The sequence below is a fragment of the Streptomyces sp. NPDC006872 genome, assembly GCF_040635845.1.
Classification (GTDB): Bacteria; Actinomycetota; Actinomycetes; order Streptomycetales; family Streptomycetaceae; genus Streptomyces.
The window spans coordinates 1094068-1109024 of sequence record NZ_JBEYIL010000001.1 but is presented as its reverse complement, the minus strand read 5'-3'; the positions used below and the strand labels follow the sequence as shown (position 1 = coordinate 1109024).

Annotated in this window: 4 protein-coding genes; 1 reads left to right on the top strand and 3 read right to left on the bottom strand. The window is 74.3% G+C overall.

The features are described from left to right. Positions 1–118: 118 nt before the first annotated feature. Genes ABZ725_RS04755 through ABZ725_RS04745 form a run of 3 tightly spaced genes read right to left on the bottom strand, consistent with a single transcriptional unit; the run spans position 119 to position 2962 of the window. On the bottom strand, positions 119–1027 hold the full coding sequence (locus ABZ725_RS04755; RefSeq protein ID WP_358801291.1) for a 3-hydroxybutyryl-CoA dehydrogenase: 909 nt from the start codon (positions 1025–1027) through the stop codon (positions 119–121). A 38-nt stretch (positions 1028–1065) separates the two neighbouring features. Continuing rightward, complete coding sequence (ccrA, locus tag ABZ725_RS04750; RefSeq protein ID WP_358801290.1) at positions 1066–2403, bottom strand: crotonyl-CoA carboxylase/reductase; 1338 nt, start codon at positions 2401–2403, stop codon at positions 1066–1068. A 55-nt stretch (positions 2404–2458) separates the two neighbouring features. Then, positions 2459–2962 carry a hypothetical protein gene (locus tag ABZ725_RS04745; RefSeq protein ID WP_358801289.1) on the bottom strand — a complete coding sequence of 168 codons (504 nt, stop codon included), beginning with the start codon at positions 2960–2962 and terminating at the stop codon, positions 2459–2461. 206 nt (positions 2963–3168) lie between these two features. Here ABZ725_RS04745 and ABZ725_RS04740 point away from each other — a divergent pair, with 206 nt between their 5' ends. Then, a complete protein-coding gene (locus tag ABZ725_RS04740) occupies positions 3169–14955 on the top strand; it encodes an SDR family NAD(P)-dependent oxidoreductase (RefSeq protein ID WP_358801288.1) in 11787 nt (3928 codons plus the stop codon). The last annotated feature ends 2 nt before the right edge of the window (positions 14956–14957 follow it).

Here is a 14957-nt window from a genome sequence, read left to right as displayed (position 1 = left end):
TGAGAGGCTTTGCCCGCTCGCGGTTCTCCCACGACTTGGCAATGCTCTAGTCAGATTCTTACCTTGTCGGCACGAGTCGGCGGGAGCCGGCGGGGGTCGACAGGCGTCGGCAGCCGTATCAGTAGCTGTAGAAGCCCTGTCCCGACTTCCGGCCCAGCTGCCCGCCGTCGACCATGCGGGACAGCATCGGGGGCACCGCGTGGGTGGGCTCCTTGAACTCCTCGTACAGCGCCGTGGCGATCGCCGCGACCGTGTCCAGACCGATCAGGTCGGCCAGGGCCAGCGGGCCCATCGGGTGGGAGCAGCCCAGAGTCATCGCCTTGTCGATGGTCGGGGCGTCCGCGTAGCCGGCCTCGTACATGCGTATCGCGGCGACGAGGTAGGGGATCAGCAGGGCGTTGACCACGAAGCCGGCGCGGTCGCCGACGTGGACGGCCTGCTTGCCGAGTACCTCGGTGACGAACTCCGCGGCGGTCTGCCGGGTGCGTTCGCCGGTGAGCAGTGAGCTGACCACCTCTACGAGCGGAAGTACCGGGGCCGGGTTGAAGAAGTGCAGACCCAGGACGTGTTCCGGGCGCTGCGTCGCACGGGCCAGCCGGATGAGGGGCAGGGCGGAGGTGTTGGAGGCGATGATCGCGTCCGGGTCCTCGACGACCTGGTCCAGGGTCTGGAAGACGCCCAGTTTCGTGGGCTCGTGCTCGGGAACGGCCTCCAGCACGAGCTGGCGGTCGTGGAACGAACCGAGGTCGGTGACATAGGTGACGCGGGAGAGCGTCTCCTCCCGGCCCGCCTCGCTGATCTTGCCCTTGCGGACCGCGTTGCCCAGCGAGCGCTCCAGCCGGCCGCGCCCCCTGGCCAGGCCGGCCTCCGAGGAGGAGACGAGCAGCACGTCACGGCCGGCCCGGGCGCAGACCTCGGCCAGCCCCGCGCCCATCACGCCGCAGCCGACGACGCCGACGCGCTGGATCGCCTGCGCCGGCGATACCGGCGCGGATACGGGTGCGGTGGTGGGGGGCGCGATGGTCATGACATCCCTGCCTTTTTCTCGGGTTCGTTCCGGTCGCTTCAGGAGGTGAGGCTCTGGAGGGGGTTCAGACGGGTCTCGCCCAGCGCGGCGCGCAGGTCGGGGTCGGTGACGCCCTGGCCGGGGGCGGAGGCCAGGCAGAGGACGCCGACCTTGCCGAGGTGCTGGTTGGTCTGCACCGAGCGGGCCGCCTCTCCGATCTCCGCCAGCGGGTAGACCGCGGACAGCGTCGGCATGATCCGGCCCAGGGAGATCAGGCGGTTGCACTCCCACTGTTCCTGGAGGTTGGCGGCGTGGCTGCCGATGATCCGCTTCAACTTCATCCACAGATAGCGGTTGTCGTAGCCGTGCTGGTAGCCGGTGCTGGAGCCGCAGGTGACGACCGTGCCGCCGCGCCGGACCACGAAGACCGAGACGCCGAAGGTGGCCCGGCCGACGTGCTCGAAGACGACGTGCGGGTCCTCGCCGACCTCGCGGCGGATGATCGAGCCGAGCTTCTTGCCCACCTCGATGACCGCGCGTGGATCGTCCGCCGTACGGTCGTCCAGGCCGATCTCCCGGCGGTCGATGACGACGTCGCAGCCGAGCCGGCGCGCGGCCGCCGCCTTCTCGGGCGAGCTGACGACGCCGACCGGGATGCCGCCGCCGTTCTTGACGAGCTGCACCGCGTACGCGCCGAGTCCCCCGGCGGCGCCCCAGATCAGGACGACGTCGCCCTGCTTGAAGCGGGCCCCGCGCTCACCGACCAGCATCCGGTACGCGGTCCCCGCGCAGAGCGGGTTGCAGGCCGCCTCCTCCCAGGTGAGGTGGCCCGCCTTGGGGATCAGCTGGCTCGCCCGGACCACCGCGTAGTGGGCCAGACCGCCGAAGTTGGTCTCGAAGCCCCAGATGCGCTGCTCGGCGCCGAGCATCCCGTCGTGGTGGGTGGCCGGTTCCTGGTCGTCGGTCTGGACGCAGCTCATCACCACGTGGTCGCCGACGCGCCAGCGCCGCACGCCGGAACCCGCGCGGACGATTACGCCTGCGCCGTCGGAGCCGATCACGTGGTAGGGCAGATCGTGCCGTTCGGCCCAGCCGCCCTGTGCCGCGAACTGCTTCAGGAAGCGGAAGGTGGGGATCGGCTCGAACATCGCCGACCAGACGGTGTTGTAGTTGACGGCGCTGGCCATGACGGCGACCAGCACCTCGTCCGGCGCCAGTTCGGGCATCGGCACCTCGCCGACGCGCAGCGACTTGCGGACGTCCCGGTCGGCCACCCCGTCGAACATCCGGGCGTCCTCGGACTGGATGTAGGCGGCGGTGTACTCCCGGGGCAGTTCCGCCCGCTCCAACTCCTGCGGCGACGCACCCGCGCGTACCGCTTCGGACAGCAGGGTCATGGTCGGTTCACCTTTCCCGGGAGTCATGAACCCGAGCGTCGATTCTTCCCGGCGTTCAGACGCGGTAGCAGTGGACTTCGTCGGCGGGAATCCAGTCGCCTTCGGTATCGAACTTCACGAAAGCGCATTTCACATAGTGGTTCTCGTCGATGATCTCGTACCGCTCTTTGAGCAGGAAGGACTTGCCGAATCCGAAGCACTCGCCGATGAACGCCAGATATCCGTCCTGCCAGCCCTCGGCGGTGAGCAGCGTGCGGTTTCCCCAGTCGTCGTAGTAATAGCCGGAGAACGCCGATTCCGACTCGACCCACTGGAATACGAAACGCCCGGTGAGGTCGTGCTCGGGTACCAGTTGGGTCATCTCGTAGGCGTGGCCGGCGAAGGTCGACGCGGTGTTCCAGGCCGCCGTGCCCTTGGTGGGCGGATCGGCGGTGAAGTTCGTCCACTCCGTGCGGAAATCCCCGAGCAGAAAGTCGAGGTCACGCATCTTTTCCGAGGCGGTCGGCTTCGTGAATTGCGGCTCCGCCGATTCTTCGGCTTCCTGCTCGGCAACGCTCATCGCGGGATACACTCCAGTCCTCGTCACGGCACGGGAATTTCCCCAGATGCTAGACAGCAGGTCACCCCTACCGCCAACCCCTACCTCGCCATATGCGTTCACCCGCTGCTTTCTGGGGTGGCTGAGGGGACGTGGTTAGGGGGGTGAGGTTTGTAGCTTCGCCCTCGAAGGGCGCGGTTTGCCAATCTCTCAGGTGGGGTTCTCGGGTGACGAACGAAGCGCAGCTGGTTGATTACCTCAAGAAGTTGGCAGCCGATCTGCGGCAGGCCCATCGACGCATCAAGAAGCTCGAGGCCGGCGACACCGAGCCGATAGCGATCGTCGGGATGGCCTGCCGGCTGCCCGGCGGGGTCGGTTCGCCCGACGAGCTGTGGGATCTCGTCCTGCGGGGCGAGGACGCCGTCACCGGGATGCCGACGGACCGCGGCTGGGCGCTCGACGAGCTCTTCGACGCCGACCCCGACCGGCCGGGCACCGCCTACGCCTCCGAGGGCGGGTTCCTGCGCGGGGCCGCCGAGTTCGACGCGGAGTTCTTCGGGATCTCCCCGCGTGAGGCGCTGGCGATGGACCCGCAGCAGCGGCTGCTCCTGGAGACCGCCTGGGAGGCGCTGGAGAACACCGGGGTGGACCCGCGCTCCCTGGCCGGTTCCCGGACCGGCGTCTTCACCGGCCTGATGTACCACGACTACGCGTCCGGGCCCGGCGCTCTCCCCGACGAGGTCGAGGGCTATCTGAGCACCGGCATGGCCGGGAGCGTGGCGTCGGGCCGGATCTCCTACTTCCTCGGGCTGGAGGGCCCGGCCGTCACCCTCGACACCGCGTGCTCGTCGTCGCTGGTGGCGCTGCATCTCGCGGTGCAGGCGCTGCGCGACGGGGAGTGCGAGCTGGCGCTCGCGGGCGGCGCGACCGTGATGTCCACCCCCGCCACCTTCGTGGAGAACTCCCGGCAGCGCGGCCTCGCGCCCAACGGACGCTGCAAGTCGTTCGCGGCCGCCGCCGACGGGGTCGGCTGGGGCGAGGGCTCCGCGCTGCTCGTCGTCGAACGGCTCTCCGACGCCCGGCGGCTGGGCCACGAGGTGCTGGCGATCGTGCGGGGCAGCGCGGTCAACCAGGACGGCGCGTCCAACGGGCTCACCTCCCCCAACGGGCCCTCGCAGGAGCGGGTCATCCAGCAGGCCCTGGCCTCCGCCCGGCTGGGCTTCGCCGACGTCGACGCCGTGGAGGCGCACGGCACCGGCACCAGGCTGGGCGATCCGATCGAGGCGCAGGCGCTGCTGGCCACGTACGGCCGGGAGCGCCCGGACGGCAGCCCGCTGTGGCTGGGGTCGGTGAAGTCCAACCTCGGTCACACCCAGGCCGCGGCGGGCGCCGCCGGGATCATCAAGATGGTCATGGCGATGCGCCATGAGCAGCTGCCGCGGACGCTGCACGTCGACCGGCCGACCCCCGAGGTCGACTGGTCCGTGGGCGCGGTGGAGCTGCTGACGGAGAACCGTGCCTGGCCGCGCGCCGAGCGTCCCCGGCGGGCCGGGGTCTCCTCGTTCGGGATCAGCGGCACCAATGTGCACGTCATCCTGGAGGAGCCCGCCGCCGCCGATCTGCCGACGCCGCAGGACGCGGTCGCGGACTCCCCGCACTCCCCGGCCGGCCCGGTGGTGCCCGTGCTGCTGTCGGCTGCCACGCCCGCCGCGCTGCCGGCGCAGGCCGCCCGGCTGCACGCCCGGCTGCTGGAGCGTCCCGAGCTGCCGCTCGGTGAGGTGGCGGCGGCGCTCGCGACCGTCCGCACCGCGTTCGAGCATCGTGCCGTGCTGCTCGCACAGAGCCGTGCGGACCTGTTGGACGCGCTCGCCGGGCTGGCGCGCGGGGAGCGGCCCGCCGCTCTGGTGGACGGGGTCGCGGACGAGGTGCGCTGCGCCTTCCTGTTCACCGGCCAGGGTGCCCAACGGCCCGGCATGGGACGGGAGTTGTACGAGACGTTCCCGGTCTACGCCCGAGCCCTGGACGAGGTCTGCGCCGAGCTGGACGGGCGGCTGGACCGGCCGCTGCTGCCCCTGCTGCTAACCGACGCGGACAGCGCCGAGGCGCGGCTGCTGGACCGGACGCTGTACACCCAGTCGGCGACGTTCGCGCTCGGGGTGGCGTTGTTCCGGCTGCTTCAGGAGTGGGGGGTGCGGCCGCGGCTGCTGTCCGGGCACTCGGTCGGCGAGCTGACCGCCGCCCATGTCTCGGGCATGCTGTCGCTGGCCGACGCCTGCGAACTGGTCGTCGCCCGGGGCCGGTTGATGCAGGAGCTGCCCGAGGGCGGGGCGATGGTCTCGGTGGCGGCGACCGCCGACGAGGTGCTGCCGCTGCTGGCCGGACACGAGTCGGCGGCGGGCCTCGCGGCCGTCAACGGGCCCGGATCCGTGGTGGTGTCGGGCGACGAGGACGTCGTCACCGGGATCGCGGCGCACTTCACCGGGCTGGGGCGCAGGACCCGCCGGCTGCCGGTGAGCCACGCCTTCCACTCCCCGCTGATGGACCCCGTGGTGGGGCCGCTCGGAGAGGTCGCCGGGCGGCTGTCGTTCGAGCCGCCGCGCATCCCGGTCGTGTCCAGTGTGACCGGCACGCTGCTCGCGGACGCCGAGTGGGCGGACCCGGCGTACTGGGCCCGGCAGGCGCGCGAGCCGGTCCGCTTCCAGGACGTGGTGTGCGCCCTCGACGCCGAGGGCGTCTCCGTGTTCCTCGAACTCGGGGCCGACGCCGCGCTCACGTCGATGACCGAGGAGACCCTGTCGGACTGCGGCGTCACCGCCGTCGTCGCCCCGGCGCTGCGCCGCAAGCGTCCGGAGATCCGCACGCTGACGGCGATGCTGGCGCAGGCGCACACGGCCGGTGTGCCGGTGGACTGGGCGGCGTTCTTCGGCGGCGACCGTCCGGCGCGGCGGGTGCCGCTGCCGACGTACGCCTTCCAGGGCGCCCGGTACTGGGTGCAGACCCTGCCCGGGGCCGGGGACATGGGCGCGGCTGGCCTGGTCCCCGCACAGCACCCGCTGCTGGGCGCGATGGTGGCGCCGGCGGCCGGGGGCGGGCGGCTGTTCACCGGCCGGCTGGCCATGGACACCCTGCCGTGGCTGGCGGACCACGCGATCGGCGACACGGTCCTGCTGCCGGGCACCGCCGTGGCCGAACTGGCGCTGTGGGCGGGCGGACACGTCGGGCTCGACCAGGTCGCGGACCTCGCGCTGGAGCTGCCGCTGGCGCTGCCGCGCGGCGGCGGTCTGCGCGTCCAGCTCGCCCTGGACGGCCCGGACGACTCCGGCGACCGCGCGTTCGGCCTGTACACCCAGACCGAGGACGCCGCCGAGGACGTGTGGACCCGGCACGCCGGCGGCACCCTCACCACGGCGGGCCCGCCGCCGCGGGAGGAGCTGACGGTCTGGCCGCCCGCGGGGGCCGAGGAGCTGGACATCGCCGGCTGTTACGCGGACTTCGCGGCGGCCGGGGTCCACTACGGGCCGGCGTTCCAGGGGCTGCACGCGGTGTGGCGGCACGGCGAGGAGGTGTACGCCGAGGTCCGGCTGCCGGAGGAAGTCGCCGGTGAGGTCGGGGAGTTCGGGCTGCACCCGGCCCTCGCGGACGCCGCGCTGCACGCGTCGGCGTTCGTGCCGGGCGAGTTCGGCCGGGAACAGCGCGCCCGGCTTCCGTTCGCCTGGCGCGGGGTGTCGCTGCACGCGGCCGGGGCCTCCGTCCTGCGCGTCCGGCTGACCCCGACCGGCCCCGACACCCTCGCGCTGTTCTTCGCCGACGCCGCCGGCCGTCCCGTGGCCACCGTGGAGTCGCTGGCGGTCCGCCCGGCCGGTGCGGTCGCGGCGCCGGACGCCGCCGGGGGCGCGCTGCTCCTGCCGTCCTGGGTGCCGGTCGACGGTGCCGGAACGACGGGACGCTGGGCCGTGCTGGGCCCCGGACCGCTGGCCGACCTGCCCGACGCCGAGGTCCACGCCGACCTGGCGGGGCTGGCGGCGGCGGTCGCGGCGGGTGCGGAGGTTCCGGACTTCGTCGCCGCCACGGTCGGGGTGTCGGACGGCTCCATCGACGCCGAAGTCGACGCGGGCGCCGACGCCGACGCCGCGCATGAGGCCGTCGAGCGGGCGCTGGAGCTGTTGCAGGCCTGGCTGGCCGACGAACGGCTCGCCGGCGCGCGGCTGGTCGTGGTGACCCGGAACGCCGCGGCCGTGGCCGAGGGGGCCGCCGCGGATCCGGTGCAGGCCGCCGTGTGGGGGCTGTTGAGCTCCGCGGTGACCGAGCATCCCGGACGGGTCGGGCTCGTGGACCTCGACGGGACGGCCGCCTCCCTGGCCGCGGTCCGCTCGGCGGTCGGGGCGGCCGTCGGGGCGGACGAGCCTCGGCTGGCGGTGCGGGACGGCCGGGCCATGGCGCCGCGGCTGGTCCGGGCCGCCGGGACGCCTCGGTCGGCGCGGGCGATCGATCCGCACGGCACCGCCCTCATCACCGGCGGCACCGGCGCCCTCGGCGCCCTCCTCGCCCGCCACCTCGTCCACGAACACGGCGTCAGCCGGCTGCTGCTGACCAGCCGACGGGGCCCCGACTCCCCCGGCGCCGCCGAACTCGTCGAGGAACTCACCGCCGCCGGAGCCCACGTCACGGTCGCCGCCTGCGACGTCGGCGACCGCGACCGGCTCGCCGCGCTCCTCGACACCGTCCCGGACGACCACCCCCTCACCACGGTCGTCCACACCGCCGGTCTCCTCGACGACGCCACCACCGACAACCTCACCCCCGACCGGCTCCACGCCGTCCTGCGGCCCAAACTCGACGCCGCCGCCCACCTCCACCGCCTCACCCTCGACCACCCCGTCACCACCTTCGTCCTCTACTCCTCCGCCGCCGGACAACTCGGCACCGCAGGACAGGCCAACTACGCCGCCGCCAACGCCTACCTCGACGCCCTCGCCCACCACCGCCGCACCCACGGACACCCCGCCGTCTCCCTCGCCTGGGGCTTGTGGAGCACGCGCAGCGCCATGACCGGACACCTCGCCGACGACGGGCAGACGATGCGTCGGGCGGCCGGGGCCGGGGTGGTGGCGATCTCCGAGGAGCAGGGGCTCGCCCTGTTCGACGCGGCGGTCGCGCTGGACGCGCCGGTCGCCGTGCCGCTCCCGTTGGAGCTCGGGGCGCTGCGTGCCCAGGCCGCGGCGGGCACGCTGCCGCCGCTGCTGCGGGGGCTGGTGCGGGCCCCGGTGCGCCGGGCGGCGGGCGCCGGGCAGGAGTTCGGCGCCGGGCTGTCGGAGGCGGAGCTCGGGCGGCTGCTGCTGGATCTCGTACGGACGCAGGCGGCCGGGGCGCTCGGGCATGCGAGCCCCGAAGGGCTGGACGCGCGGCGGACCTTCCGGGAGCTGGGCTTCGACTCGCTGGCCGCGATCGAGCTGCGCAACGGGGTGGGTGCGGCGACCGGGCTCAGGCTGCCCGCGACCCTCGTGTTCGACCATCCGACGCCGTCGGCCGTGGTGGACTTCCTGCTCGGCGAGCTGACCGGCGCGGGGCGACGGCTGCCGGAGGCCCCCCGGCCCTCGGTCGCCGTGGACGCGGGCGAGCCGATCGCCATCGTCGGCATGGCGTGCCGCTACCCGGGCGGGGTGACCTCGCCCGAGGAGCTGTGGGAGCTGGTCGCCGCCGGCCGGGACGCGATCGCCGGCATGCCCGAGGACCGCGGCTGGGACGTGGAGCGGCTCTACGACCCGGAGCTGACCCGGCCGGGGACGTCGTATGTGCGCGAGGGCGGGTTCCTGTACGACGCGGCGGAGTTCGACGCGGAGTTCTTCGGGATCTCGCCGCGTGAGGCGCTGGCGATGGACCCGCAGCAGCGGTTGTTGCTGGAGACGTCGTGGGAGGCGTTGGAGCGGGCCGGGATCGATCCGCGTGCGGTGCGGGGCAGCCGGACCGGGGTGTTCGCCGGGATGATGTACCACGACTACGGCACCGGTCCGGGCGTGCTGCCCGACGAGGTCGAGGGGTTCATCGGCACCGGGTCGGCGGGCAGTGTCGCCTCGGGGCGGGTGGCGTTCACGCTGGGTCTGGAGGGGCCCGCGGTCACCCTGGACACGGCGTGCTCGTCGTCCCTGGTGGCCCTGCATCTGGCGGCGCAGGCGCTGCGCAGCGGTGAGTGCGATCTGGCGCTGGCCGGGGGCGTCACCGTGATGGCGACGCCCGGGGTGTTCGTGGAGCTGTCCCGGCAGGGCGGGCTGTCGCCCGACGGCCGCTGCCGGTCCTTCGCCGAGGGCGCGGACGGCACAGGCTGGGGCGAGGGCGCCGGAATGCTGCTGGTGGAGCGGCTGGCCGACGCGCGCCGCAACGGGCATCCCGTGCTGGCGGTCGTGCGCGGCTCCGCCGTCAACCAGGACGGCGCGTCCAACGGGCTGACCGCGCCCAACGGGCCCGCCCAGCAGCGGGTGATCGAACAGGCCCTGGCGGTGGCCGGGTTGGGCGGCGGCGACGTCGACGCGGTGGAGGCGCACGGCACCGGAACCACCCTTGGCGACCCGATCGAGGCGCAGGCTCTGCTGGCCACGTACGGCAGGGAGCGGACGGACGGCGACCCGCTGTGGCTGGGGTCGGTGAAGTCCAACATGGGGCACACGCAGGCCGCGGCCGGTGTCGCCGGGATCATCAAGATGGTCATGGCGATGCGCCATGGCGTGCTGCCGCGGACGCTGCACGTGGATCGGCCGTCCCCGCAGGTCGACTGGTCGTCCGGCGCGGTGGAGCTGCTCACCGAGGAGCGGGCGTGGCCGGAGGCCGGTCGGCCGCGGCGGTCCGGGGTGTCGTCGTTCGGCATCAGCGGCACCAACGCCCACATCATCCTCGAACAGCCGACGGTCGACGAGCCGGACCGTGCGACCGAGCCTGCCCGGCCGGTCGTCGGCGGGGTCGTGCCGTGGGTGCTCTCCGCGCACGAGCCGGCCGCGCTGTACGGGCAGGCCGGGCGGCTCGTCGACCGGCTGACGGAGGCTGCGGAGCTGTCGCCGGTGGACGTCGGCCACACCCTGACGGGCCGGGCCCGGCTGCCGCATCGCGCGGTGGTGCTGGGCGGCGACCGGGCCGAACTGCTCGCCGGGACCGCCGCGTTGGCGCGCCGGGCGACCGAGCCGGACGCGGCGCTGCCCCCGGGCGTGATCGAGGGCGCCCGGGTCGGCGACGGCCGGGTGGTGTTCGTGTTCCCCGGGCAGGGCGCGCAGTGGGCGGGGATGGCGGCGGAGCTGCTGGCCTGCGAACCGGCGTTCCGGGCCCGGCTGTCGGAGTGCGAGGAGGCGCTGAGCCCGTACGTCGACTGGTCGTTGTCGGCTGTGCTGCGGCAGGAGCCGGGCACGCCGCCGTGGGACCGGGTGGACGTGGTGCAGCCCGCGCTGTGGGCGGTGATGGTGTCGCTGGCGGCGCTGTGGCGGGCGTACGGCGTGGAGCCGGACGCCGTGCTCGGGCACTCGCAGGGCGAGATCGCCGCCGCCTGCGTCTGCGGGGCGCTTGAGCTGGGCGACGGCGCCCGGGTGGTGGCGCTGCGCGCCCGGGCGATCGGCGAGTCGCTGGCCGGGCGCGGCGGGATGGTGTCGGTGGCGCTGCCGGCCGCGGCGGCCCGGGAGCTGATCGCCGGGTGGTCGGGGCGGATCTCGGTGGCCTCGGTCAACGGGCCGGCCAGCACGGTGGTGGCCGGTGAGCCGGCCGCCCTGGACGAGCTGCTCGCCCGGTGCGCCGAGGACGGGGTCCGGGCCCGCCGGATTCCGGTGGACTACGCCTCGCACACCGCCCAGGTCGCGGAGATCGAGGAGACGCTGGCGGGCGAGCTGGCGGGGATCGCCCCGCGTTCGTCGGCGATCCCGTTCTTCTCCACCCTCACCGGCGCTCCGCTGGACACCGCGAAGCTGGACGGCGGCTACTGGTACCAGAACCTGCGCCACACCGTGGAGTTCGAGGCGGCGACGCGCGCCGCGCTCGACCAGGGCTTCTCGGTGTTCGCGGAGATCAGCCCGCATCCGGTGCTGGTGCCGTCGGTGCTGGACAGCATCGACGCCGCGGACCGGGCCGGCGCCGCGGTGGGTTCGCTGCGCCGGGACGACGGCGGCACGCGTCGCTTCCTGACCTCGGTGGCCGAACTCGGCGTGCTGGGCGTCGAGGTGGACTGGGCGGCGGTGTTCGCCGGGACCGGCGCCCGCCGGGTCGAGCTGCCGACCTATGCCTTCCAGCGGCGCCGGTTCTGGCTGGAGTCCCGTCCGGGCGCCGGTGATCTGACCGCGACCGGGCTGGAGGCGGCGGACCATCCGCTGCTGGGCGCGGCCGTGGCGCTGGCGGGCGGCGAGGGCGTGCTGCTCACCGGACGGCTGTCCGGGCGCACCCAGCCCTGGCTGCTCGACCATGCCGTCTCCGGCCAGGTGCTGCTGCCCGGCACGGCCTTCGTCGACCTGGCGATCCGGGCGGGCGATCTGCTGGACCGCCCGCAGCTGGACGAACTGACCCTGCAGGCACCGCTGTTGCTGGGCGCGGGCGCCCAGGGCGAGGTCACGGTGCAGGTCCGGGCCACTCCGGACGGCGACACCGGCCGCTGCACGGTCACCGTGCACTCCCGCACCGGCGAGGACGCCGACTGGACGCTGCACGCGACCGGCACGCTGAGCGCGGACGCGCCGGCGGAGCCCGCCCCCGAGACGGCCTGGCCGCCGGCCGGGGCCGAGCCCGTCGAGACGGACGGCGGCTACGCGGAGCTCGCCGCGGGCGGCTACCACTACGGGCCCGCCTTCCAGGGCCTGCACGCGGTGTGGCGGCGGGGCGAGGAGCTGTTCGCCGAGATCCGGCTGCCCGAGTCCGAACACGAGGAGGCCGCCCGCTTCGGCGTCCACCCGGCCCTGCTGGACGCCGCGCTGCACGCCATGGCGTTCGCCGGCGACCAGGAGGGCGGCGTACGGCTGCCGTTCTCCTGGACCGGGGTGCAGCTGCACGCGACCGGCGCGACCTCGGCCCGGGTGCGGCTCACCGGGTCGGGCGACCAGCTCGCCCTGCTGCTCAGCGACGACACCGGGCGGCCCGTCGTCTCGGTGGGGTCGCTGGTGACCAGGCCTGCCGTGCTCGACCGGCCCACGGGCGGCGCGCTGGAGGAGGCGCTGCTCCACCTCGACTGGACGGAACTGCCCCTGCCGGCCGCTCGCCCCTACGCCCTGGTCGGCGACGACCCCTTCGGGCTGGCCGACGCGGCCCTGCGGGTGGCGGCCGGACCGGCGGAGCTGGCCGCGGCCGGTCCCGTCCCGGACACCGTGGTCCGCTGCCTGCCCGCCGCGGCGTCGGACGACCCGGCCGCGGATGCGCACGCGGCGGCCGAGACGACGCTGGGCATCGTCCGCGGCTGGCTGGCCGACGAGCGGTTCGCCTCCTCGCGGCTGGTCCTGGTCACCTCGGGAGCGGTCGCCGCGGGCGACGCCGAGGACGTGACCGACCTGGGGAACTCGGCGAGCTGGGGGCTGGTGACCTCGGCGCAGACCGAGAACCCGGACCGGTTCGCGCTGGTCGACCTGGACGGGCTCGACGCGTCACGGGAGGTGTTCGGGGCCGCGCTCGCCTGCGCCGAGCCCCGGATCGCGATCCGCCGCGGCACGGTCACCGCGCCCCGGCTGGCCCGCACCCGCTCGCATCCCGCGCTGCTGCCGCCGCCCGGCCGGACGCCGTGGCGGCTGGAGAGCACCGGCCGCGGCACGATCGAGAACGTGGCCCTGGTGCCCTGCCCCGAGGTCCTGGACCCGCTCGGACCCGGGCAGGTCCGGCTCGCCGTGCACGCGGTCGGGCTGAACTTCCGGGACGTGATCGTCGCCCTCGGCATGGTCGAGGGGCAGAACGGCATCGGCGGCGACGTGGCCGGCATCGTGCTGGAGACCGGCCCCGGGGTGACCAATGTGGCGGCGGGCGACCGGGTGCTGGGGCTGTGCTCCGACTCCTTCGGCCCGGTCGCGGTGTGCGACCACCGGTTCCTGACCCCGATGCCGGACGGCTGGTCCTACGAACAGGCGGCGACCGTCCCCATCACCCATCTCACCGCCTACTACGGCCTGGTGGACCTGGCGGACGTGCAGCCCGGCGAGTCGGTGCTCGTCCACGCGGCGGCGGGCGGCGTCGGCGTGGCGGCCGTGCAGCTGGCCCGTCACCTGGGCGCCGAGGTCTACGGCACCGCGAGCACCGGCAAGTGGCCGACGCTGCGGGAGTACGGCCTGGACGACGCGCACATCGCCGACTCCCGGACCCTGGAGTTCGAGCAGCGGTTCCTGGACACCAGCAGCGGCTGCGGGATGGACGTCGTCCTGGACTGTCTGGCCGGTGAGTTCGTGGACGCCGGGCTGCGTCTGCTGCCGCGCGGCGGACGGTTCCTGGAGATGGGCAAGACCGACAAGCGCGACCCGGCGCAGATCGCCGAGGCGTATCGGGGCGTGGCCTACCAGGCGTACGACCTGCTGGAGGCGGGTCCCGACCGGATCCAGCAGATGCTGGTCGCGGTGATGTCGCTGTACCGCGACGGAAAGCTGACAGCGCCGCCCATCACCACGTACGACCTGCGCCGGGCGCGGGAGGCGATGCGGGATCTGAGCCAGGCCAAGCTGGTCGGCAAGGCGGTCCTCACCGTGCCGCAGGGCGTCGATCCGCACGGCACCGCCCTCATCACCGGCGGCACCGGCACCCTGGGCGCCCTCCTCGCCCGCCACCTCGTCCACGAACACGGCGTCAACCGCCTGCTGCTGACCAGCCGACAGGGGCCGGACGCCCCCGGCGCCGCCGAGCTCGCGGACGAGCTCACGGCCGCCGGAGCCCACGTCACCGTCGCCGCCTGCGATGCCGCCGACCCCGACCGGCTCGCCGCACTCCTGGACACCGTCCCCGACGACCACCCGTTGACGACCGTCGTCCACACCGCCGGCGCCCTCGACGACGCCGTCGCGACGAGTCTCACCCCCGAGCAGCTGCACGCCGTCCTGCGGCCCAAGGTCGACGCGGCGACGCACCTCCACCGCCTCACCCTCGACCACCCCGTCACCACCTTCGTCCTCTACTCCTCCGCCGCCGGACAACTCGGCACCGCGGGACAGGCCAACTACGCCGCCGCCAACGCCTACCTCGACGCCCTCGCCCACCACCGCCGCACCCACGGACACCCCGCCGTCTCCCTCGCCTGGGGCTTCTGGAACACCCGCAGCGCCATGACCGGGCATCTGAGCGACGACGAGGTACAGCGGATGGAGCGGGCCGGGATGCGGCCGCTGGACGACGCGGAGGGGCTCGCCCTGTTCGACCTGGCCTGCGGGGCCGACGTGCCGTTGCAGGTGATCACCCGGCTGACGGCGTCGGCGCTGCGGGCGGGCGCGGACGACGTGCCGCATCTCTTCCGGGGCCTGGTGCAGGGCACCGCGCGGCGGGTGGTGCGGGCCGGCGGCGACGGCTCCGAGCTGCGCACCCGGCTGACCGGGCTGCCGGCCGTCGAGCAGCATCGCAGGCTGCTGGAGCTGGTGCGCTCCAACGCCGCAGTGGTGCTGGGGCACGCCTCGGCGGCCTCGGTCGCGGCGGAGCAGTCCTTCAGCGAGCTCGGCTTCGACTCGCTGACCGCGGTGGAGTTCCGCAACCGGCTCGCCGCCGCCACCGGGCTGCGGCTGCCCGCCACCCTCGTCTTCGAGCATCCGACGCCGACCGCGCTCGCCGGGGAGCTGCTCACCGAGCTGGCCCCCGCCGGACTGTCCGGCGTGGAGACCGCGCTGGCGGAGGTGGACGCCCTGGAGGCCGCCCTCGGGGCGATCGACGCGGACGACGGCGACCGCGACCGGGTCGTGCGCCGGCTGCGCGGGCTGCTGTCGAAGTGGAGCGCGCAGGACCCCGAACCGGCCGCCGGGGACGGGCGCGACGACCTCGCCGACCTCGACACGGCGACCACCGACGACCTCTTCGACGCGATCGACCAGGGATTCGGCCTGTGACT